Annotated in this window: 17 protein-coding genes; 5 read left to right on the top strand and 12 right to left on the bottom strand. The window is 65.4% G+C overall.

Annotated features, from left to right (window positions below; all coding sequences use genetic code 11):
• Position 1: 1 nt before the first annotated feature.
• The 3 genes from dhaM to dhaK are packed head-to-tail and all read right to left on the bottom strand — an operon-like array spanning position 2 to position 3,945.
• The gene (dhaM, locus tag F562_RS0106995) at positions 2-2,311 is read right to left on the bottom strand and encodes a dihydroxyacetone kinase phosphoryl donor subunit DhaM (protein ID WP_083915485.1); all 2,310 of its coding nucleotides are present in this window, start codon (positions 2,309-2,311) and stop codon (positions 2-4) included.
• Entirely contained in the window at positions 2,308-2,943 is a 636-nt protein-coding gene (dhaL, locus tag F562_RS0106990) for a dihydroxyacetone kinase subunit DhaL (protein ID WP_018156228.1), read from the bottom strand. Before dhaL ends, dhaM begins: the two co-directional genes overlap by 4 nt.
• Positions 2,944-3,945, bottom strand: coding sequence for a dihydroxyacetone kinase subunit DhaK (gene dhaK, locus F562_RS0106985; protein ID WP_018156227.1), 1,002 nt, complete (start codon positions 3,943-3,945; stop codon positions 2,944-2,946).
• A 134-nt stretch (positions 3,946-4,079) separates the two neighbouring features.
• On the opposite strand from dhaK, the gene F562_RS0106980 reads away from it, so the two are divergent.
• A complete protein-coding gene (locus F562_RS0106980; protein ID WP_018156226.1) occupies positions 4,080-5,222 on the top strand; it encodes a citrate/2-methylcitrate synthase in 1,143 nt (380 codons plus the stop codon).
• Here F562_RS0106980 and F562_RS0106975 read toward each other — a convergent pair.
• Positions 5,179-6,357, bottom strand: a complete 1,179-nt coding sequence (locus tag F562_RS0106975; protein ID WP_018156225.1) for a citrate/2-methylcitrate synthase — start codon at positions 6,355-6,357, stop codon at positions 5,179-5,181. The genes F562_RS0106980 and F562_RS0106975 overlap by 44 nt on opposite strands.
• 92 nt (positions 6,358-6,449) lie before the next feature.
• On the opposite strand from F562_RS0106975, the gene F562_RS0106970 reads away from it, so the two are divergent.
• Positions 6,450-8,012 (top strand): serine/threonine protein kinase, encoded by a 1,563-nt coding sequence (locus F562_RS0106970; protein WP_026181074.1) that lies wholly within the window; start codon positions 6,450-6,452, stop codon positions 8,010-8,012.
• 14 nt (positions 8,013-8,026) lie between these two features.
• On the opposite strand, the gene F562_RS0106965 is transcribed toward F562_RS0106970, so the two are convergent.
• The 3 genes from F562_RS0106965 to lpdA all read right to left on the bottom strand — a co-directional run bounded on the left by F562_RS0106965 (position 8,027) and on the right by lpdA (position 12,216).
• Positions 8,027-8,935: a TIGR01777 family oxidoreductase gene (locus F562_RS0106965; protein WP_018156223.1), complete on the bottom strand. Its 909-nt coding sequence runs from the start codon at positions 8,933-8,935 to the stop codon at positions 8,027-8,029.
• 5 nt (positions 8,936-8,940) lie between these two features.
• Complete coding sequence (gene sucB / locus F562_RS0106960) at positions 8,941-10,743, bottom strand: 2-oxoglutarate dehydrogenase, E2 component, dihydrolipoamide succinyltransferase (protein ID WP_018156222.1); 1,803 nt, start codon at positions 10,741-10,743, stop codon at positions 8,941-8,943.
• 90 nt (positions 10,744-10,833) lie between these two features.
• A complete protein-coding gene (gene lpdA, locus F562_RS0106955) occupies positions 10,834-12,216 on the bottom strand; it encodes a dihydrolipoyl dehydrogenase (protein WP_018156221.1) in 1,383 nt (460 codons plus the stop codon).
• 225 nt (positions 12,217-12,441) lie between these two features.
• Between lpdA and F562_RS0106950 the strand changes: the two genes are divergently transcribed.
• The gene (locus tag F562_RS0106950) at positions 12,442-12,648 is read left to right on the top strand and encodes a DUF5302 domain-containing protein (RefSeq protein ID WP_026181073.1); all 207 of its coding nucleotides are present in this window, start codon (positions 12,442-12,444) and stop codon (positions 12,646-12,648) included.
• Between the two features lie 90 nt (positions 12,649-12,738).
• On the opposite strand, the gene F562_RS0106945 is transcribed toward F562_RS0106950, so the two are convergent.
• Positions 12,739-14,244, bottom strand: coding sequence for a leucyl aminopeptidase (locus F562_RS0106945; RefSeq protein ID WP_018156219.1), 1,506 nt, complete (start codon positions 14,242-14,244; stop codon positions 12,739-12,741).
• 95 nt (positions 14,245-14,339) lie between these two features.
• Here F562_RS0106945 and gcvT point away from each other — a divergent pair, with 95 nt between their 5' ends.
• Positions 14,340-15,446: a glycine cleavage system aminomethyltransferase GcvT gene (gene gcvT, locus F562_RS0106940; RefSeq protein WP_040385254.1), complete on the top strand. Its 1,107-nt coding sequence runs from the start codon at positions 14,340-14,342 to the stop codon at positions 15,444-15,446.
• 27 nt (positions 15,447-15,473) lie between these two features.
• Positions 15,474-16,904, top strand: a complete 1,431-nt coding sequence (locus F562_RS0106935) for an APC family permease (RefSeq protein WP_018156217.1) — start codon at positions 15,474-15,476, stop codon at positions 16,902-16,904.
• A gap of 15 nt (positions 16,905-16,919) precedes the next feature.
• On the opposite strand, the gene F562_RS18360 is transcribed toward F562_RS0106935, so the two are convergent.
• Genes F562_RS18360 through F562_RS0106915 form a run of 4 tightly spaced genes read right to left on the bottom strand, consistent with a single transcriptional unit; the run spans position 16,920 to position 21,160 of the window.
• Entirely contained in the window at positions 16,920-17,483 is a 564-nt protein-coding gene (locus tag F562_RS18360) for a bifunctional adenosylcobinamide kinase/adenosylcobinamide-phosphate guanylyltransferase (RefSeq protein WP_018156216.1), read from the bottom strand.
• Positions 17,484-17,526: 43 nt separating this feature from the next.
• Positions 17,527-18,402 carry an ECF transporter S component gene (locus F562_RS0106925; RefSeq protein ID WP_018156215.1) on the bottom strand — a complete coding sequence of 292 codons (876 nt, stop codon included), beginning with the start codon at positions 18,400-18,402 and terminating at the stop codon, positions 17,527-17,529.
• A complete protein-coding gene (locus tag F562_RS0106920) occupies positions 18,399-20,012 on the bottom strand; it encodes an ABC transporter ATP-binding protein (protein WP_018156214.1) in 1,614 nt (537 codons plus the stop codon). Before F562_RS0106920 ends, F562_RS0106925 begins: the two co-directional genes overlap by 4 nt.
• Positions 20,009-21,160 (bottom strand): energy-coupling factor transporter transmembrane component T, encoded by a 1,152-nt coding sequence (locus F562_RS0106915; protein ID WP_018156213.1) that lies wholly within the window; start codon positions 21,158-21,160, stop codon positions 20,009-20,011. The genes F562_RS0106920 and F562_RS0106915 overlap by 4 nt, the downstream gene beginning before the upstream one ends.

Here is a 21,160-nt window from a genome sequence, read left to right as displayed (position 1 = left end):
GCTAACCCAGGTCGCGAATGATCTTCTTCACCAGGGGGATTCGCGCAGGTGCCATCGACAGTTCGTGAACTCCGCGGTCGAGTAGCGCCTGGGTATGCGTGGGATCTCCGGCGAGTTCGCCGCAGATCGCGATCGGTAGGCCCACGGCGGTGCTGTCTTCGGTGACGGCGTCCAGCAATCGAGCCAGAGCAGGTGACCCGGTGTCGAGCAGGTGCGCGGTTCCGGCCTCGGTTCGGTCGGCCGCCGCAAGATAGCTCAGGAGGTCGTTTGACCCCACTGATACAAAATCCACGATGCCGCCAAAAGCTCGGGCCGTCAGTGCCGCCGCGGGAACCTCGATCATCACACCGACACCGGTGGGTTCGTCGTGTTCGAGGTCGTCGGCACGGAGTGACTCGAGCGCCTCATCGACATGCGTACGGAACGCACGTGCCTCGTCGGGCACCGTCACCATCGGGGCCATCACCGCAACCTGATGGCCCTTCGACGCACGAAAGATCGCGCGCAACTGGGTCCGCAGCAGATCCGGATGTTCGAGGAGATAGCGCAGGCCACGTACACCGAGGAAGCCGTTGTGTAGAGGGTCGAGGTCAAGGCTGCGGACCGGCTTGTCACCTCCCGCGTCGAGGACGCGAATGACGGTGGGTCGATCACCGACGACGTGGAGGATGGCGGTGAGGTCGGCTACTTGCTCGTCTTCAGTGGGGTATGAATCACGTTCTAAGAGAAGCAGTTCGGTGCGCAGTAGGCCGATTGCATCGGCGCCGTTCTCGACCGCGGCGTGCGCCTCGACGAGCGATCCAACGTTGGCCGCCACCAGCACTGGCTTGCCCTGGTAGGTCACCGGCTCGGATGCCATCGCACGAAGTTCGAGAGTAGCCGCGGCGTCGGTACGGGCATTCTGTTCGGCGGTCTGGATTGCCTCCGCCGTCGGTGCTGGCTCAACGGTTCCTGTTGATCCATCGGCGATGACGATCTGGCCGTCCTTAATGTCATCGAGCACGCTCCCGACGTTCACGATGACAGGCAACCCCAGTCCGCGCGCCACCACGATGGCGTGCGCCGTGGGAGACCCGTTGCGGAGCACTACGCCAGCGCATCCATGCTCCAACAACTTTGGCACTTCGCCGGGACCTATTTCATCGGCAAGGAGCACACAGTCGCGGACGCGTTCGCCGATGCGGTCCAAGAAGACATCGAGCTGTCGGAGTACGACGAGACCTGCTTCGCGGACATCGACGGCCCGCGCAGCAATGACTTCGTCGGGGGAAGCCGCCGCCGCGTCGGCGTGTAGATTCACTGCTTCCCACCATGCTGACGCCGCACCTTGGCCGACCCGTTCGTGCGCCATGGAGAGCAGTTCAGGATCGCGGATCATGGCTGCGTGTGCGCGTGCGATGTCGTTGCCGGCGTCGAGCAGCTTGGCGGCTTTGTCGATGGCGTGAGACAGCTTGTCCAACTCGGCTCGGTCATCGTCCGGTTTGCTGGACTGATCAGCGGGGATAGTGCGCGGGAGCGACTCCAAACGATGCAACGGGCCGACGGCGACGCCGGGTGAGCCACCGGCCGCTGACCGCTCATCGGATGCGTCTCGGGTGGCGGTTGCCCAACTGCCGTCGGCGCCGCTCTCGCCGAATCCGTCCATGATGGCGCCGGCGACCCGGTCAAGGGCCTGTGCGGCGCGTACGCCACTGGCGACCAGGCGGACGACATCGCCACGTCGGGTCGCGAGCCCGACAACTGACATGATGGCGCGCAGGTCGACCGGAGGGCCGCCGCGCACGGACACGCTGACTTTGGTGCCGACGTCGCTGACCATCCGGGCAAGTGCTGCAGCCGGGCGGGCGTGCAGGCCAAGGGGATTGACGATCTCGACCTCGCGCTCCGAGGTGTCCCCTTCGGGCGAGCCGTCAGCTTCTTCCTCCGGTGCCGCACCGCCGGTCTTCTGTGCCGCTAGCGCCACGGCATCAAGATCGCCTTGCCCCTCGGCCTCAACGGCGGCGGCGATAGTGCCTTCGATGAGAGGGGCGTCGACGATTCGCCACGTATCGACCACATCCGGGTCGCCCATCTCAACCACCATTTCGGTCGTGAGGAGGGCGGATCCGAGGTCATAGAGCACGACGACGCCATCGCCGGTGTCAGCCCTCTCGAGGGCCTCCTGGATGAGAGTGAACGAGGTCCCGAGAGCGCCATCGTCGTCACCACCGGCGGGTGCGATGGTGATCGACGGCGCCATTTGAGACGCGAGTTCGCATACCCCGGAAGCGATTCCGGCGCTGTGCGAAACGACAACGAGTCCGACGGTCACGATGCGGCAGAGGTCGCGAGACTGCGCAACAAGTAGGCGGTGCTCTGGGCGCCTGGATCGACGTGCCCGACGGATCGTTCGCCCAGGTAGGAGGCGCGGCCCTTCCTAGCCTGAAGCGGTGCGGTAGCCGCAGCGCCTTGCTCAGCCGCTGTTGCGGCCGCGTCGAGAACCCCCGCAATGTCGGCTCCGGACCCGGCCGCGTCGCGAGCGGCCTCCAGGGCAGGCTGGAAGGCATCGATCATGGTCTTATCTCCGAGTTCGGCCTTGCCTCGTGCCACGACGCCAGCAGCCGCAGCCTCTAGTGCGTCCGCGATCTGCCGCGCCGTCACCGTCTCTGCCGTGCCGAGCGACGTCGCCGCGCGCAGGAAAGCGGTCCCGAAAAGCGGACCCGAGGCGCCACCCACAGTCGAAATCAACGTGGTTGCCACGACTTTGAGCGCCGCGCCTGGAGTGGGTTGCTCACCCTCGGAGAGGCGTTCAGCCACGGCCGCAAAGCCGCGCACGAGATTGGCGCCGTGGTCGCCGTCACCGATCGCACGATCGAGCGTGGTGAGTTCTTCATGGTGCGCTTGGATGGTGTCGTGAAGGGCGACAACGGCCCGCGTGATTCCTTCAGTGCTGCAGTCAGTCATTTAGAGTCCCCAACGGAGTGAAGCGGTGTGTACGGGCGCGTCCCACAACTCGGTGAGTTCATCGTCCAGGCGAAGTAACGTGATCGACATCCCCTGCATTTCTAGAGATGTGATGTAGTTGCCGACAAGGGACCGGCTTGCCTCGATTCCCTTGTCTGCCAAGAACTTTCGAGCTGAATTGTACGCTAGGTAGAGTTCGATGAGCGGCGTGCCGCCCATGCCGTTGACGAAGAGCAGCGTCTGATCGCCTTCCTCGAACGGCAGGTCTTCAAGGATCGCGGTCAACAGAGTCGCGACGATGTCATCGGCCGGGGCGAGGGCAACTTTCTCCCGGCCGGGTTCGCCGTGGATGCCGATACCCATCTCCATCTCGTCCTCGCCGAGCTCGAAGGATGGCTCGCCGGAGTGCGGAACGGTGCAGGGCCGCAGCGCCACCCCCATGGATCGCACTTGGCTGTTGACCTTCTCAGCCAAACTCGTCACGGTGTCGAGGTCGTCGCCACGCTCAGCCGCAGCGCCCACGATCTTCTCCATCAGCACCGTCCCGCCGACGCCGCGCCGGCCAGCCGTAAAGCTGGAATCCTGGACGGCAACGTCATCGTCGACGACCACGCTTCGGACCTCGATGTCTTCGGCAGCAGCCAACTCGGCAGCAGTCTCAAAGTTGAGCACGTCGCCGGTGTAGTTCTTTACGATGTGGAGAACGCCCGCACCTCCGTGGGCCGCCTTCGCTGCCGCGAGCACTTGGTCGGGAGTGGGCGAGGTGAACATCGCTCCCGGGCAGGCAGCGGCAAGCATCCCGTGTCCGACGAAGCCGCCGTGGAGCGGTTCGTGGCCGGAGCCGCCGCCAGATATGACCGCGACCTTGTTCTGGACTGGACCGTCAGCACGGACGAGGAAGGTCGGATCCGCGTGGTACTGGATGAGATCCGGGTGAGCCAGTGCCATGCCTTCCAGCGATTCGCGTACGACGTTGTTGGGGTCATTGATGATCTTCTTCACGTCTGGCTCCTCGCATGGGCAACGGCGTCACTGTTGATCTTGCCCTGTTCTCCTCCGAGGTACCAGCCGTCTGAGGACAGACATTGATTGGATCAATGTGGCCGCCGTAGTGGCAGGGATCCAGAGTGCGCACTATGACCACTCCCACAGCAGATCAGGCACTCATCGCACCACCTGGCCTGGCCGGTGTCATCGTCGCGGACACGAGCATCGGCCAGGTACGAGGCCGCGAAGGTTTCTTTCATTACCGCCAGCACGACGCCACGCGGTTGGCTCGGGATGCTGCATTCGAGGACGTATGGCACCTGATGATCGCCGGGGACCTTCCGGACAGTGGCACAAGCACATCATGGCGCGCCAAGATCGCCGATGCCGCGGTTCTGGACGAAGCCCTGCGCGGCGCACTCATCGACGTGCTCCGACGGACGGCAAGCGAGGATCCTTTGGTGTCGCTCCGCACCGGGATATCGGCATATGGCGCGCTGACCGGGATGCGGCCGCTCTGGGATCTGGGCGCAGCGGACCGCACTGAGGACGCCATACGCGTTGCCGCGGTCGTGCCCTGGCTGGTGACCTCTGCGTACGCAATCCGGGCCGGCCGCGAGCCCATGACACCAAGTTCCGAGCGTGGCGTCGTGGCGAATTACCTACAGCTGATGGGCGTAGAGGACCCGTCGCCAGCGGCAGTTCAATCGCTCAGTCGCTATCTATGTCTCACCGTCGACCACGGCTTCAATGCCTCAACCTTCACCGCCCGGGTGATTGCCTCAACGGGGGCCGACCTGGCCGCCTGCGTCGTGGGCGCTATCGGCTCCCTGTCGGGTCCGTTGCACGGCGGTGCTCCGTCACGCGCACTCGATGCCCTCGACGCGATCGGATCGGCTGACCGTGCCTATGACTGGGCCGTGGCCCAACTGGAGTCCGGTGAACGAGTCATGGGGTTCGGGCACGCGGTCTACCGCGGAGTGGACCCACGATCGGAACTGTTGAAAGCCACCGCAGTGCAGCTCGGTGGGCCAACGGTCGAGTTGGCCGTCCAGGCCGAGGCCGAGGTCATCCGGGCGCTCGGTGAGCGCAAGCCAGATCGCATCCTCCGGGCCAACGTCGAGTACTACGCCGGAGTCGTCATGCAGGAGTGCGGCGTGCCGCGGGAGATGTTCACCCCGACGTTTGCGGTGAGCCGGGTCATCGGGTGGACCGCGCACATCCTCGAGCAGTGCGAGCAGCGAAAGATCATCCGTCCGGACGCTCGGTACGTCGGTCCGCCGCCTGCATGATGCCGGTATAGATCGCCCGTGGCCGAAACCGCATCGGCTGATCGCGCTCCTCCACGGCATGCGCGGTGAAGCCGGCCAATCGAGCGACGAGAAAGATCGCCTCGCCAGCGCCGGGACGCAGGGACGTCGCGTGCGTCATCGTGGCAAGTGCAAGATCGATGTTGGGGTGGAGTCCGTCGCGCCGCAGCACCTGCAGACTCAGGGCGTGGATTGGCCCCTCCATCTCAGGATGAGATGCAAGTGTCGCTGCGAGCAGAGCCTCGGCGCGTGGGTCCACGTCGGCATACACGCTATGGCCGAATCCGCCTACAGCAGAGTTGAGTTCTCCTGTGTTGAGCCAGATGCTCAGGGTCTGTTCGGCGATGGTGGAGGCGCGCCCGTGTCGTGGCCCGCCCAGAGCAGCGGCGCCCGTAAGGAGCACGATCGGGAGGGCGGCGCCCGTCCCTGCCGCCGCGCGGGCGGCGACGGTGGAGGTCGCGAGTTCGTGATCGGCAAGCAGGCATAGCGCACGCCGCACGAGGTCGGTTGTGCTCGCGGTGGGAACCGTGAGGCTGAGTGCCTTCGTGACGGTGGTTGCCACGTCTCCTTGCCAACTGACAGGTCTAGGCCCGAGCGACTGGGCGCACCTGATGATCGCGGTCCGCGCGCTGTCCAGGGCAGATCGCTCGGTGTTCTCGGCGGCCAGCAGGGCGAGCACGATTCGCGCCCGGTCAGCCGGAGTTGCCTCGGATGGTGCGGCCGACTGCGCTCGTTGCCAATGCCCGTCCCTGGCCTCGTCCGGGTGCCAGGAACCCGAGGGCACCTGCTGCCAGAGAGTCTCGGCTACCTCCTCATACGACATGGCCTCAGCCAGGGCGATGGCGTCCTGGCCTCGATACGACAGGCGCCCCCGGGCGTCGAGTTCGGAGATGGAACTGTCGATGCTCAGTTCCCACTGCCCCGGTCGAGTGCGATGTGTCTGTGCCGCGAGTTCGCGGACCTGTCGGAGGTCGAGACGGGACACTCGACGTCCGTCAGGTCCAGAGGCATAGGTCCTTCGAAGGAGACCGCGACTGACGTAGGCATAGACCGTTTCTTTGCGGACACCGAGGAGATCCGCGGCGGCGGAGACGCTCATCTGCTCGCGGTCGGTCATGGTTCAGGACAGTACCGATGGGAGGACAGGCTGCGACGATTGGTGGCTGTGGATAACCGTTACGGGGACCATGACGCTGCCAGTCTCTTGGGGTGAGTACGGAACCAGACGATCTGCGCGAGCCAGTCCTTCCTGGCTACCGTCTTGGGCGCTACCTGGGCGGGGGAGCCAGCGGTGGAGTATGGGCCGTGACCCGGGTCAGTGACGAGGCTCGGCTCGCGGCAAAGGTGTTGCACCTGCCCTTAGAGGAGGCGTTGACCGAGGTTGCCTACCTGGAGCGCCTCCAGCACGAGCATGTGGTGCGTCTGCATGACTCGGTCGTCGACTCATCTGGTCCGGATCTTCGGTTGGCGATGATCACCGACCTTGCTGAAGGTGGCTCGCTGGGGAGCGCGATCGCGGGACGTGGGCACCTGACGATGGGCGAGTTGGTCACCGTGCTGACCCCGGTGGCCCGCACCTTGCACGACCTGCACGGCCAGGGTCTGGTGCACGGCGACCTCAGTCCGGCCAACGTCCTGCTCGATGCTGACGGCAAGCCCATGCTTGCCGACTTCGGGGTGGCGCGACTTGCGGCGGATCGGGACGCGTCGGCGTGGGGTACGGAGGGCTTCGTGGCGCCAGAAGTGCTTGCTGGTGAGGCTCCCGGTTCGGCAAGCGACGTCTATGCCCTGGGTGCGCTGGCCTGGACCGCGCTGGTGGGCGAGGCGCCGCCACCCGCGGCGCTGCGTCCACACCTTCCCGATGTGGCACCCCAGGCCAGCGCCTCCGCCTGTGACCTCATCCTGAGTGCGCTGTCCCATACGGCCCAGACCCGACCCGACGCCGGGTCGTTCGCCTTGGCCATCTGGGACTCAGCACCGCCCGAACCGGCTCCTCGGGCGGGTTCTGAGGGGGCCCGAGCAGTCACGAGCGATCCATGGGCAGGCCTGACGCAGCGCATTCGGGAACGGGCCGTTCATCCAGAACCAGAACCGCTACCACGTTGGTATCAGACACGATTCGCGCGCCGGACGATGGTGGCGGCTGCCTCTGGAGGCGTGCTGGTCGGGGCGGGTGTCGTCTGGCCAGAGCCTGCACCAATGCAGGTGCAGGCGCACCTGGTTGCCGCGGATGCCAGAGGAGCCGCGCTGCACCAGCCAGACGCACCGGTCACCGTCAAGCCCAGGCCCAAGCGCCCTCCCAGGGCAACGTCCACATCCGACCCTGAATCTCAACCCGCCGCCAAACCAAAGGCCACGAAGGGTCCGCCGAGGCGAGTTTCTCCTGCGCATGTCGTTGACCTTCGAGACGACCCGGAGACCGCAGTTCAACGCCTCGTCGATGCGCGGGCGCACGCCTGGACTGGCGGAACGAGCCACCTCGCTCAGGCCTTCACCGCGAATTCGGTCGCGTGGAAGCGCGACAGCACTGACCTGCGCCGGGCGGCTTCGGCGGGGGCGCGCTATGACGGACTGAGTTTCCTCGTACGCTCCGCCACCGTCCGCTCTGCGACCTCCACGTCGGCCGTGGTTGCCACGGTGATTGACCGATCGAGCTATCGCGTCGTGGGGCAGGATGAGGCGGCGGCTCCCGCTCGAACGGGACAACGGGTGGTGCTCAACCTGACCCACACAGATCGAGGCTGGCGCATCGCCAATTGGACGGCTGCCTAACGGTGCCGCGAGCCTTATTCAGCGTCGCGCAGCACGAAGCGCAGCCCGGACTCAACGTTCTCGTGCTCCCAGATGAAGCCCGACTCGCGAAGCACTGCAGGGTCCAGGCGCTGGCTGCTGAGGATGTCGCTAGACAACTCGCCCAGCACGAGCCGCAGGGCAGGCTTGGGGGCTGGAAGTACAGCAGGCCGACCGAGCAATCGGCCGAGGACACGCATCACGTCCTTTTGACGCTCCGGGTTCGGCGCGACCACGTTCACCGGCCCGGTGATCTCGGGATGGTCGATGAGGTGGGCAAGGGCCCGGACCTCGTCGACCAGCGTGATCCATGACCACCACTGTCGACCCGACCCGAGCGGACCGCCCAGCCCAAACTTGGCCAGCGGTAGCACGCGCTCCATCATCCCGCCGCCGGCGAACACCAGCCCGGTGCGGGCGTACGCCACTGGGTAGCCAGCATCGATCGCGGGCTGCGCGGCCGCCTCCCACTGCTGGACCAGGTCCGACAGGAACGCCGAGCCGGCGGGCTCAGTCTCGTCTAACACGTCCTCCCCGCGGTCGCCATAGAAGCCCATGGCGGAACCGTTCACCAGCCGGATGTCGCCGTCGAGCTTGGCCAGCGTTGTGGCAAGCGTCCGGGTGCTGTCGACGCGGGACGAGACCAGCAGGCGTTTGTATTGATCGGTCCAGCGCTTGTCACCGATCCCGGCGCCAGCCAGGTTGACGGCAGCAGTAACGGCGCCCAGCGACTCGGGGTCCAGTCGACCGTTCGCCGGGTCCCACTCGACCTCGTGCGGAGATTCCGGTTCGCGCCGAACTAGGTGGACGACCTCGTCGCCGCGGTTTCGCAGGAACGACGACAGCGCGTCGCCGATCAGACCGGATGAACCGGCGATGGCAACGCGCTGTCGTGTGTCGCTCATGAAGTTCAGACCTCGAACGCGCCTTCTTCCAGGCGCTCCTTCACGTCGGCGAGGAAGCGAGCGGCGTCGGCGCCGTCGACCAGGCGGTGATCGTAGGACAAGGCGAGGTAGACCATCGACCGGATGGCGATGGTTTCGCCACCGTCGACGTCAGTCACCACGACTGGACGCTTGACGACCGCACCCGTGCCCAGGATGCCGACCTGAGGCTGGCCGAAGATCGGCGTATCGAACAGTGCACCTCGGCTCCCGGTGTTGGTGAGTGAGAACGTCGCACCGCTGAGCTCGTCCGGAGAGATCTGGTTTGTCCGGGTCCGTTCGGCGAGGTCGGCGATCTTGCGGGCCATGCCCGCAATGTTGAGGTCGCCGGCGTCCTTGATGACCGGGACCATCAGGCCCTTCTCGGTGTCGACCGCAATGCCGAGGTTTTCCTGGCCGTGGTAGATCACCTCGTCACCATCAATGCTGGCGTTGAGAACCGGGAAGGCCTTCAACGCCTCGCAGGTGGCCAGCGCGAAGAACGGCATGAAGGACAACTTGACGCCCTCACGCTCCGCGAACGCCGCCTTGTGCTTGGCACGCAACCGCGCGACCTTCGTGACGTCCACCTCGATCACGGTGGTCAGTTGGGCCGCAGTCTGCAAGCTGTCGACCATGTTCTTGGCGATCACCTTGCGGATGCGGGACATCTTCTCGGTGGTGCCACGCTTCGCGGAGACGGCCTGGCTGTCACCGCCCGCTGCTGCCGGAGCCGCGCTCTGTGCCGCCGGGGCTTCGGTTTCGGCTGGTGCTGCTGCAGCCTCAGCAGCGGCGAGCACGTCTTGCTTGCGGATCCGACCACCGACGCCGGTGCCGGTGATGGCGCCGAGATCGATGCCCTTCTCCTGGGCAAGTTTGCGGACCAGGGGAGTGACGTATGCCGCCGCATCCCGCTCTGCGCTACTGCCAGTTTCGTCCTGCGCCGCGGGCGCTGCCGGGGCCGGAGCTGGTTCCTGCTTTGGGGGCGTCGGCTCCGAAGGTGCCTCTTGCTTGGGCGCTTCCCCCTGCTTGGGCGCCTCGGGCTCGGGAGTTGCCTCTTGCTTGGGCGCCTCTTCCTGCTTGGGGGCCTCTTCCTTCGCAGGCGCAGCGGCATCCGAGCCACCGCCAGCGGAGCCGCCCACGACGGCCAGTTCGGCGCCCACGGGAACCGTCTCGTCCACCTGAACCAAGATCTTGGTGAGCTTGCCGGCCGCGGGGGAGGGAACTTCGGTGTCGACCTTGTCCGTCGAGACCTCCAGCAGCGGCTCGTCGACGGCGACATCGTCGCCCTCTTCCTTCAACCACCGCGTGATCGTGCCCTCGGTGACCGATTCACCGAGCGCGGGCATCGTGATGGTCTCGCCACCAGAAGCGGAGTCACTAGACCCAGCGTCATCTGCCGGTGCGTCATCTGTGGAAACGGGCTCGGCGGCCTCTTCCTGCGCAGGCGCTTCGGACTCTTGCTGCTCGCCCTGATCAGCGGAGTCCTGCTGCGGCTCCGGAGCAGCAGACTCTTCCTGGGGGGCATCGTCAGAATCACCGGATGCGGCGGCACCCTCGCCGATGACGGCAAGATCAGCACCAACCGGCACGGTCTCGTCGACCTCGACGAGCACTTCCTGAAGGGTTCCGGAGACCGGTGAGGGGATCTCGGTATCGACCTTGTCGGTTGATACTTCGAGCAGTGGTTCGTCGACGGCGACTTCGTCGCCAACGTCCTTAAGCCACCGGGTCACGGTGCCCTCTGTAACGGACTCTCCAAGGGCGGGCATGGTCACACGTTCAGACATGAGTCACAGTCTCCCGGATATCGAGGTGGATGTGCAGGTTTGTCTCTGATTGAGGTCCACGGAACGGGACGATCGATGTCGACATGGCGATCATCCGTGGGCGTGCAGAGGTTTGCCGGCCAGGGCGAGGTGCGCTTCACCGAGCGCCTCGTTCTGGGTGGGGTGAGCATGGATCAGGGGCGCGACATCGTCCGGAAGGGCTTCCCATCCAACGATCAGCTGTGCTTCGCCGATCTGTTCGCCCATGCGGGCCCCGACCATGTGAACGCCGAGCACCGGGCCGTCCTTGGTCCGCACCAGTTTGATGAAGCCTTGGGTGCCCAGGATCTGGCTCTTTCCGTTGCCGCCCAGGTTGTAGTCGTAGGTCTCCACAGCATCACCATGAATTTCGCGAGCCTGCTGCTCGGTCAGACCAACCGAGGCAATCTCAGGCTCGCAATAGGTGACGCGCGGGATGCCAGATTCGTTGATGGCTGCCGGCTGCAACCCGGCGATCTCTTCGGCGACAAAGATGCCCTGCGCAAAGCCGCGGTGCGCCAACTGCAAGCCGGGCACGATGTCGCCGACCGCGTACACCCCCGGCACCGAGGTCTCCAGTCGCTCATTGGTCGTCACGAATCCGCGATCCATGGCGACGCCGACTTCGTCATAACCGAGACCGTCGGTGACCGGCCCACGTCCTACGGCTACGAGGAGGAGGTCGGCCTCAAGGGGGTCGCCACCTTCGATGTCGAGAGTGACTGCGTGGTCGCCATCAGTCGCACCAGCGATTCGGGTCCCGGTCTTGACGGTGATCTTGCGCTTCTTGAAGGAGCGCTCCAATTGCTTGGAGATCGCCTCATCTTCAGCGGGGACCAGCCGGGGGAGCGCCTCCAACACGGTGACCTGAGCCCCGAATGAGGCGAACACTGAAGCGAATTCGACGCCGATGACGCCGCCGCCGAGCACGACGACACGCTCGGGGACATGGTCAAGGGACAGCGCCTCATCGCTCGTCATCACTCGCCCGCCCACGGTGAGTCCGGGAATGCTCTTGGCATAGGAGCCAGTGGCGAGCACGACCTTCGAGCCGGTGACAGTGCGTTCGCCCACGGTGACTTCAGTGGGGGAGGTGAGACGTCCTTCGCCCTCAATGAATTCGACTTGATGAGAGGTCGCGAGGCCCTGAAGTCCCTTGTAGAGCCGAGCGATGACGCCGTCCTTGTACGCGTGCACACCGGCCATGTCGATCGACTCGAGCGTGGTGTGTACGCCGAACTTGGCACCTTCTCGCGCGGAGTCGGCAACTTCAGCCGCATGCAGGAGCGCCTTGGTGGGAATGCACCCGCGGTGCAGGCACGTTCCGCCGAGTTTGTCCTTCTCGATCAGCGCGACTCGGAGTCCGAGTTCGGCGGCGCGAAAGGCACAGGCGTATCCGCCGCTGCCGCCGCCAAGGATGACCAGGTCAAAGGTTGACGCATCGGCTGAACTCATGCAGAACGCTCCCTCGTGTTGTGTGCTCCGCGAGGCGACGAAGATCGTTCGTCGACCATCGGCTGCATCCTTCCACCTGCCAACTCCACACGCTGAACCAGGTTCCGGGTCGTCCCTCCCCGTGATGGCGTCGAGCGGAAAATTGGTGTTGTTCGGGCCGCCCGCCGTGCCACAGTGGTGTCGGGCACCGTGCCGGTGCCGAACCGTGCGACCAAGGAGACTGACATGGCCGACACCTCAAGCGGCGACGCTGACAAGAAGCCGGGGCCGGACGAGGAGACGCGGCGCAAGTTCCGCGAGGCGCTCGATAAGAAGCAGTCCCACGGTGGCAAAGACGTTTCCGACCGCAGTGGTCACTCAAAGGTCGGTGGCACCCACGCCGCAGAGACCAGTGGCGCACAGCAGATGTTCCGCCGCAAGTCGGGTGCCTGAATGAATTGATCTGGCGATGACGCTCGCGCCAGCACAACGGCGGCCCACCACACAGAGTGGTGGGCCGCCGTTGCTGTGCATCAGTGCCGCTCAGACGTTGGCTTCGGCAAAACTCACCAGGCTGCGTACGCCATAGCCGGTAGCGCCGGTGGGGGTGTAGCCGTGCGCACCGTCACTGTTAAAGGCAGGCCCCGCGATGTCGACGTGCACCCACGGAATCTGCTCGCCGTCTGCGTTGTCGCCTACGAACTCTCGCAGGAACAGGGCTGCGGTGATCATGCCGCCGTGCTTCTCACCGGTGTGTTTGAAGTCAGCAACCTGCGAGTCCATGGGCGGCCGTAGTTCCTCGGCCAGAGGCATCGCCCACTGGCGTTCGCCGACTCGACTGGCCGCGGTCACCATGCGCTCGCGGGCGTCGTCGTTGTTGGAAAGCACTGCGGCAGTGCGCACGCCAAGCGCCATCATGGCCGCGCCGGTGAGCGTAGCGATATCAACGACCACGTCGGGCGTGATCTCTGAAGCAAAGGACAAGCCGTCTGCCATGACGAGGCGGCCCTCGGCGTCGGTGTTGATGATTTCGACGGTCTTGCCGTTGTGCATGGTCACGACGTCGCCCGGGCGCTGTGCGTTGGAGCCGGTCATGTTCTCGGCGAGACACAGATACGCGGTAACCGCGACCGGGGTGCCGAGACGTGCGAGCGCCTCAACGGCTGCGACCGCTGCGGCGGCGCCCGCCATGTCGCACTTCATGGTGATCATTGAGGTGGCCGGCTTGAGACAAAGGCCACCGGAATCGAAGGTGATGCCCTTCCCGACGATCGCGACGTGCCGGGTCGCCTTCTCCGGCGCGTAGGTCAGCGTGACCAGGCGTGGCGGGCGAGCCGATCCCTGACCGACTCCGATCAGGCCTCCGCAGTTCGCCTTCGCCAGTGCGCGCTCCTCCATGACCGACACCTTGACCTTGGTGCCCGAGAGGCGCTTCTTGACCTTGTCGGCGAAAGACTCGGGGTACAGATCGTTGGGCGGAGTGTTGACCAGGTCGCGGGCGAAGGCCTGGGTTTCGGCAAGCACCTCGGCCCGCTTGGCTGCGGCCTTAGCGGCAGCAGTACGCGCAGCGGAGGAGATGACAGATACCTTGGCGACCGGCTCGGATGAGGGCTTGGGCGCGCTGCGGTACGCGTTGAAGGCGTAGGCACCAAAGAGGGCGCCTTCGGCGACGGCGCCAGCGAGTTCGGAGCTAGGACCGGGCACCGCTACAGCAGCGTGCTGCGTGCCCTTGAGCCCGCGAATGGCGGCGCCGACGGCCTGGCGAATGGACTCGTGGTCAGAGGCCTGCGGTTCATCCTCCAACGACGTTCCAGAGACCACCACCAGGGGAGCGGAGACGCCCGGCACCCCAGTCAACTTGGTGGTCTCATTGAGCCGACCCTTGGCGCCGATCGCCGCGAGAGTCGCGTTGATGTGTTCCTCGGTCTCGGCGGCGACACCGTGCGCCGTGACGAGCCGCGTGTCTCCGTCTGATGTCCGTGACAGGAGCACGAGTACGTCGGCCTTGAGCGCCGCGGTGTCCTTGTCAGTGAGAGTCAGGGTCGTCACAGGTGTGGTCACTCCTTGAGGGATGGGTGCGGTCTCGACGATCAGTCGGGCCGTCCCGACGACTCTATCGACTCCGGCTCCGTTAGTTTGTCCGTATGACGGACATGGCGCTGAAGACTTCACCTCTGCACGATCACCACCTCGCGTTGTCGGCCAAGATGGCTGACTTCGGCGGCTGGCACATGCCGATCGAATATCCCGGAGGTGGCGTTCTCAAGGAGCACGAGGCCGTACGCCAGAGGGTCGGGATCTTTGACGTCAGTCACCTCGGTAAGGCCGTCGTCCGTGGGCCTGGCGCGGCCGACTTCGTCAATTCCTGCTTCACCAACGATTTGCGCAAGGTGCAACCGCCCAAGGCGCAGTACACGATGTGCTGCGACCCGGCCACCGGTGGCGTTGTCGACGATCTGATCCAGTACTTCAAGAGCGAAGATGAAGTGCTGCTGGTGCCGAACGCCGCCAACACTGCCGAGGTCGTACGCCGCATGAACGAAGTTGTGCCTGAGGGTGTTTCGGTGACCGACCAGCACTCCGAATACGCCGTCATTGCCGTTCAAGGTCCGAAATCTGTCGATGTTGTCGGCGCGTTGGGCTTGCCGACCGACCTGGCCTACATGTCCTTCGAGGAGGCCGAGTGGAACGGCGCCAAGGTGATCGTTCTGTGCTCGGGCTACACGGGGGAGAAGGGGTTTGAGCTGATGCCGCGGTGGGACGACGCGGGAGCCTTGTGGGATGCGCTCGTGGCGGCCATGGAGCCCTACGACGGACTGCCCTGCGGTCTTGGCGCACGCGACACCCTGCGCATGGAGATGGGCTATCCGCTGCACGGAAACGACCTGTCCACGGACATCACCCCCAACATGGCGCGTGCCGGGTGGGCAGTGGGCTGGGACAAAGAATCGTTCTGGGGGAAAGACGTTCTCGCGGCGCAACGGGCTGAGAAGTCTTGTCGCCTGGCTCGCGGCCTCACCCTGACCGGTCGCGGGATCCCGCGAGCGGGTTGCGAGGTGAAGAACTCCGACGGGCAGGTCATCGGGGTCGTCACCTCCGGGACCATGTCACCCACCCTCAAGCAAGGCATTGCGTTGGCCCTGCTCGATCGGGGAGTCGGCATCGGCGACGACGTGGTGGTCGACGTCCGAGGGCGCGAGTTGAGTGCGGTCGTGGCCAAGCCACCGTTTGTGGAGACAGGCACCGCCTGAGCGACCAATGCCCTAACCTGCCGTCCCATGAGCGAACCAGCTGGGCGTCCAGCGCCCGAGGAGACAGGTTTTATCCGTCAGCTCGGCCGGTGGGATGCGCTCGCCATCGGCTTTGGCGCCATGATCGGCTTCGGCTGGGTGGTGTTGACCGGCGAATGGCTCGATGCCGCAGGCAGTCTCGGTGCCGTGCTGGCGTTCGTCGTCGGCGGCGCGATTATGGGGTTGGTCGGGTTGACGTATGCCGAGCTGGTCGCTGCGATGCCGCACGCGGGCGGCGAACACAACTACGTCATGCGTGCGATGGGCTCACGCCTCTCGTTTCTCGCGTCATGGGCTCTGGTGGGTGGATATGCCACGATCGCCGCGTTCGAGGCAGTCGCGCTGCCGCGAACCGCCGCATACCTCTGGCCGTCGGTGAGCGACGTTGAGTTGTGGAGCGTGGCGGGGTCGCCGGTCTATCTCGGGTGGGGCCTGATCGGGACGATCGCCGCTGTGTTGCTGACCGCAATCAACATCGTCGGTATCCGCCCCGCATCGATGATCCAAACCTTCGTCGTGAGTTTCTTGGTGCTCGTTGCCGTGTTGATGCTGACCGGTGGGTTCGTCGGTGGATCGTTAGACGAGGCTGAACCGTTCTTCTCCGGTGGGTTCGGCGGGTTCGTGTCTGTATTGGTCGTCGTGCCTTTTCTGTTCGTCGGATTTGACGTGATTCCCCAGTCCGCCGAGGAGATCAAGCTCCCGTTCCCTGTCATGGGCAAACTGATCGTCGTGTCCGTCGCGATGGCGACCATCTTCTACATCCTCATGGTGGGCGGTGCCAGCTTGGCGATGGACCGCGGGGAGCTCATGAAGTCCGATCTCGCCACCGCCGATGCCCTGGGCGCGCTGTGGGGCTCGGACATCTTTGCCAAGGTGCTGGTGGCGGGCGGGCTAGCAGGCATCCTGACGTCCTGGAATGCCTTCCTCATCGGGGCTTCTCGGTTGCTTTACGCCATGGGACGCTCACGCATGCTGCCGGCTGCGTTCGGTCGGCTTAGCCCACGGTTCCGTACGCCAGTGACGGCGCTGCTGTTCATTGGCGGGTTGTCAGCCGCAGCACCGTGGCTGGGCGCCGACGCACTCGGCTGGCTGGTCGACTCAGGTTCACCGAGCGTGGTCATCGGCTACCTACTCGTGGCCATCGCCTTCGTCATCCTGCGGCGGCGGGAACCAGGAATGGAGCGCCCGTTGCGCATCGGCGGGGCTGGCCAGGGTGGATTGATCATTGGAGTGGCAGCGATCGTGCTCACGGCCGGGCTTGCCACCCTTTACCTGCCCGGTATGCCATCGGCGCTACCGCCCGAGCCCTGGGCACTCTTTGGGCTGTGGTGGGTTGCCGGTTTCCTGCTGCTCCTGCGGGTGCCGAGCGTCGCGCCAGGCCCAGATGCCGAGGAACGACTTCTTGCTGGTCAGGGCTGACGTCGGTCGAAGGCGTTACGACGTGGGCGGCGAGATTGCCGGTGCCTCACTGAGGTCGAGAAGCCGTCCGGCGATGACCAGGTAAACCTGCTGACTCACTGCGGAGAGTGAGACATTCACGTGCTCTAGGGCATCGTGGAAGAGGCGTTCGGCAGGGGTCTGCGGCGTCAGTGACACGCCCACCTCATGGGACAGGGCGACCGCGTCGTACGGCGCCCATGCCCACAACGCCACGAGCTCGGCGGTCTTTTCCTCGACCAGCCGCAGCGCCTTCGCGGGTGACTTCCACAGATTTGCTTCGTCAATGGTCGCCGTAACCCAACTGCCCAGATCGTCCACGAGAACCGGACTTCGAGCGTGGATGATGGCCCGAGTGATGTCCGTGGCCTCCACGGTCGTCCACTCTTGTGGCCGCTCCTGCTGGTCGCGCGTAGTCCGCGAGGAGCGTTCGGGGTCGCTGCGGCTTCCGGGTTGGCGGACCTCAATCGCGGTGACCGCGTGGTCACGCGGCAACAGCGATTGGGCGTGTCGGCTCATTCCGCTCTGGGTCCCCCCGAGCACGAGTGTGGTCGTGGTCATCGGTGTGGCTCTCCTGGCTGGTGGTGCACCGTTATCCGTTCACTCACTGTATCGGTGAGCCGTTCGATCGTGGTTGAACCGCAACAGTGTCAACACTGTTCGTGTCGCCAAATGCGGCGCGTTGGACGGCTCGGCGTAAGGCAGCAAGGAGGGTAGGCGCCGCGAGAAGGAGCAGCGCGCCGTTGAGCAATCCGCGTGGGAGGTCCCATCCCAACGAGGTCAGGGTATAGAAAACGGCATAGTTGCTGAGCTGATCGGTCAGCGGCGCGCTCGCGTCGAAGCCCGCGCCCGATGGTGCGCTCGCACCTAAGAATGGCCAAAACCACAGATTCATCACCACGCCAAAGAGCACACCGGTGAGCAGCCCGTATGCCGCTAGCAGCCACCGCTCGGCCCGCGGCGAGACCTGCGGAAGGAGCGCGGCGCCCAACCCAACCCAGCCTGCTGCCAGCATCTGGTACGGCAGCCAAGGTCCCACACCGCCAGTCAAGAAGGCGCCCGTGAGGATCGCCAACGCGCCGAGCAAGAATCCGCCAGCGCGCCCGAGCACCCGGCCACCCAGGATGATGAGAAAGAACGTCGGCTCCAGGCCAGCCGTTCCAGCGGATAGCACCCGTAGAGCACCGCCCAGTGCGGCCAGAACCCCAAGTGTGGCAACGGCTTTGGCGTCGAGGCCGCCTCGGCTGACTTGGGCGAGAAGGACCGCACCTAACAGGCCAACCAGTACGGGAAAGAGCCAGGGAGCGTCATTGCCGTGGGCCAGGGCGGCCTCATCCGAGATGAAGAACGGCCAAGTGAACGAGGCCGCGCCGACGACAGTAACCAGGACCATGCTGAGGGACGTGGCCAGGTCCCACGGGATGATCTCCCGGTCTGGGGCAGGCTGTCGCGGCTTCGGGTGGATGGCTTTCGCCGTCATGGCGCCGGCACCTCGTCAACGGTCAGGAAGGCACGCGGATGCATGATCTTGGCCACCTGCGGGGCGAATGCTGGTGAATCGCAGAGGATTTCGCGGGATGGGCCGTGGCCGATGACTTCGGCATCGGCGAGTAGGACGACGTCGTCGGCAATCTCGGCGGCGAGCTCGACATCGTGGGTCGCGACGATGACGGTCCGCCCGGCCGCGGCTTGTTCTTGAAGAATCTCGCCAAGGCGAGTTTTTGCGCCATAGTCGAGGCCGCGGGTGGGTTCATCCAGGAGCAGTACCTTCGGCTCACCCACCAGAATGATGGCCAGCGCCAAGAGGACTCGCCCGCCCTCGGACAGGTCGCGCGGGTGCGTGCTCTCATCCAGGTCCCCGGCGAGTCGCTGAAGAAGTTGGCGAGTGGTCCCGCAGGAGACCTTGACCTCCTGGTCGGCAGCGTCACACTCGGCGCCAATCGTGGGGTGGTAGAGGAGAGTTCGCGCATCCTGAGGCACCATCCCGACATGCCCGCGCATGCGTTGCGGGGACGTGGCCGAGGGGTCGAGGCCGTCGATCGACACCGAACCAGCCGTCGGTTTGACCAGGCCCGAGAAACACCCAAGCAGGGTGGACTTGCCTGCGCCGTTACGTCCCATCAGCGCGGTGACCTTGGCCGGAGCGAAGGAGACATCGAGGTCGCCTAGCGCGGTCACGCCACGCCGCCGTACGTGCAACCCGTGAGAGGTCGCAACACTGCTGGCCACGCCGCTGGTCTGCGGTGGCCCATGGTCGCCCGGCTGCGGCGCAGGGTCAGGAAACTGCGCCTCTCTCGTCGAGACAGCCCGACGTCGAGCATCGCGAATCGACAGGGGGAGCGGGCGCCATCCAAGCCTGCGCCCCAGTCGAACGACCGGTGGAGCGATCGGCGAGCGTTCCATCGCCTCGGCGGGTGCAAGCAGCTCGGACACCTGGCCCTGGTCGACCAACAGGACTTGGTCGGCGTGGTGGACCACTCGTTCAAGGCGGTGTTCGGCCATGAGCACGGTGACCCCGAGGTCATGCACCAGGCGGTGAACGGCAGCAAGGACATCTTCAGCCGAGACCGGGTCCAGTGATGAGGTGGGTTCGTCCATCACCAAGATGCGTGGCCCGGCAGCAAGGACCGCGGCGACCGCTACACGTTGCTGCTGACCGCCGCTCAATTCGAGGAGGGCGCGGTTCCGCAGGTCGGCGACTCCCAGCACATCGAGGCTTTCCTCGACACGTCGGCGCATGGCAGCAGGCCCGATGGCGAGCGTCTCCATGCCGTAGGCGATTTCGTCTTCGACCGTCTCGGTCACAAAGGAAGACAGTGGATCCTGTCCGACGAAACCGACCACCTCGGCAAGGTCGCGAGGTCGGTGATCGCGCGTATCCCGTCCGTCGACGACAACTCGACCAGTCAACCGGCCGCCGCTGAAATGGGGCACCAAACCGTTCACGGTACGAAGGAGGGTGGACTTCCCGCTCCCGGTCGGTCCGACGAGCAGCACCAAGTCGCCCTCGGGAATGATGAGATCGGGAGTGCTGAGCGCCGGAGCCGGTGCATTGGCATAGGTCACCTTCACCGATGACAGGTGAATCATGCTGGCGTCGCTTCAAGTTCGAGGTCGCGTGCCCGTTGGGCTGCGAGGTCCTCAAGGTGGGCGCGGCGGGGAGTGCGAGGCGCGAGGATGCCCGCAAGGCTGGGAAGCGCGAGGGCGACGAGTGCGAGTGGAACCACCTGGGGGACCTCGGCTGGGGACTGCCGCGGCATGATCGAAGGATCGCCATGCGCAGCAAGGATGGTCAGGGCGACGGCTGCGGGAAGTGCGCTCGCCAGGACCAGCCACTCCGACAGGCGCCACCGGTCGCGGCGATAGGGCGTGCGTCGGTCCTGGCGGGCCCCGGTGAGCAAGGCCCCGAGCGCCAGCGCACACCCGATGAGCAGCGTGGGGAGGCCGACGGCAGTGGGCGTGGAGCCGCCGAGCAGTCCGTACAGACCGACCACGACCCCCACGAGTCCAAGGACGGTCATCGCCGTGGCTCGGCGCCGAGTCCGCGGATCGAGGGTGATCCGGCCATACCCGCGTGATTCCATCGACGCGGCGAGTTGCAGTGAGCGTTCGAGCGAGCTTTCCATGACGGGCAGGGCCAATCGGGCCAGCTCTCGCACGCCCCGCCCTGAATGCCCGCGCAAGCGCCGCGCGGCGCGTACCTGGCGAGCTTCCTCTGCCAACCGCGGGACATACGTGAGGGCGACCACGATGGCGGTCCCCACGTCATACAGGGTGGCCGGGACATAGCGCAGCAATCTCCGCGGGTCGGCGAGCACGTTGCACGCGCCCACACAGACCAAGATCGCGGCTAACTGCAGCCCGTAGTAGAACGCTACGAGCACCGCCTCAAGGCTGACGGGCCCGCCGAGCCGGATCCCCGCCAGCCAGTCCGGAAGCGGAATCTCGGGCAAGGTGAATAGCACGTGCGTTCCCACCACGCCGTTGCCGAACACGATGGTCATCAGAACGCGTAGTGCGATCGCTACCGCGGCAATACCGAGGAAGATCCCCAGCGTGGAAGACGCACCAACCTCGCGCCGTTGCAGGACCACAATGCCAATGACCAGCACAATCACCACGAGGTAAAACGGGTTGGTCGTACGTGATGCGGCAGCAGCCAACGTCAAACCCCACAGCCACCACGCCACCGGATGGAGTAGCCGGGGGCGAGAGAGTCGGTCAGCGAGCGGCGTCAC

The organism is Demetria terragena DSM 11295 (assembly GCF_000376825.1).
GTDB classification, from domain to species: domain Bacteria; phylum Actinomycetota; class Actinomycetes; order Actinomycetales; family Dermatophilaceae; genus Demetria; species Demetria terragena.
The sequence above is the reverse complement of the archived record's forward strand: the minus strand, read 5'-3'. Positions and strand labels throughout refer to the sequence as shown.

Coding starts and splice junctions, on each gene's coding strand:
- sucB (WP_018156222.1), bottom strand. CDS start 10,743: ATGTCTGAACGTGTGACCATGCCCGCCCTTGGAGAGTCCGTTACAGAG.
- F562_RS0106925 (WP_018156215.1), bottom strand. CDS start 18,402: ATGACGGCGAAAGCCATCCACCCGAAGCCGCGACAGCCTGCCCCAGAC.
- F562_RS0106935 (WP_018156217.1), top strand. CDS start 15,474: ATGAGCGAACCAGCTGGGCGTCCAGCGCCCGAGGAGACAGGTTTTATC.
- F562_RS18360 (WP_018156216.1), bottom strand. CDS start 17,483: ATGACCACGACCACACTCGTGCTCGGGGGGACCCAGAGCGGAATGAGC.
- dhaL (WP_018156228.1), bottom strand. CDS start 2,943: ATGACTGACTGCAGCACTGAAGGAATCACGCGGGCCGTTGTCGCCCTT.
- F562_RS0106980 (WP_018156226.1), top strand. CDS start 4,080: ATGACCACTCCCACAGCAGATCAGGCACTCATCGCACCACCTGGCCTG.
- F562_RS0106920 (WP_018156214.1), bottom strand. CDS start 20,012: ATGATTCACCTGTCATCGGTGAAGGTGACCTATGCCAATGCACCGGCT.
- F562_RS0106950 (WP_026181073.1), top strand. CDS start 12,442: ATGGCCGACACCTCAAGCGGCGACGCTGACAAGAAGCCGGGGCCGGAC.
- lpdA (WP_018156221.1), bottom strand. CDS start 12,216: ATGAGTTCAGCCGATGCGTCAACCTTTGACCTGGTCATCCTTGGCGGC.
- F562_RS0106965 (WP_018156223.1), bottom strand. CDS start 8,935: ATGAGCGACACACGACAGCGCGTTGCCATCGCCGGTTCATCCGGTCTG.
- gcvT (WP_040385254.1), top strand. CDS start 14,340: ATGACGGACATGGCGCTGAAGACTTCACCTCTGCACGATCACCACCTC.
- F562_RS0106975 (WP_018156225.1), bottom strand. CDS start 6,357: ATGACCGACCGCGAGCAGATGAGCGTCTCCGCCGCCGCGGATCTCCTC.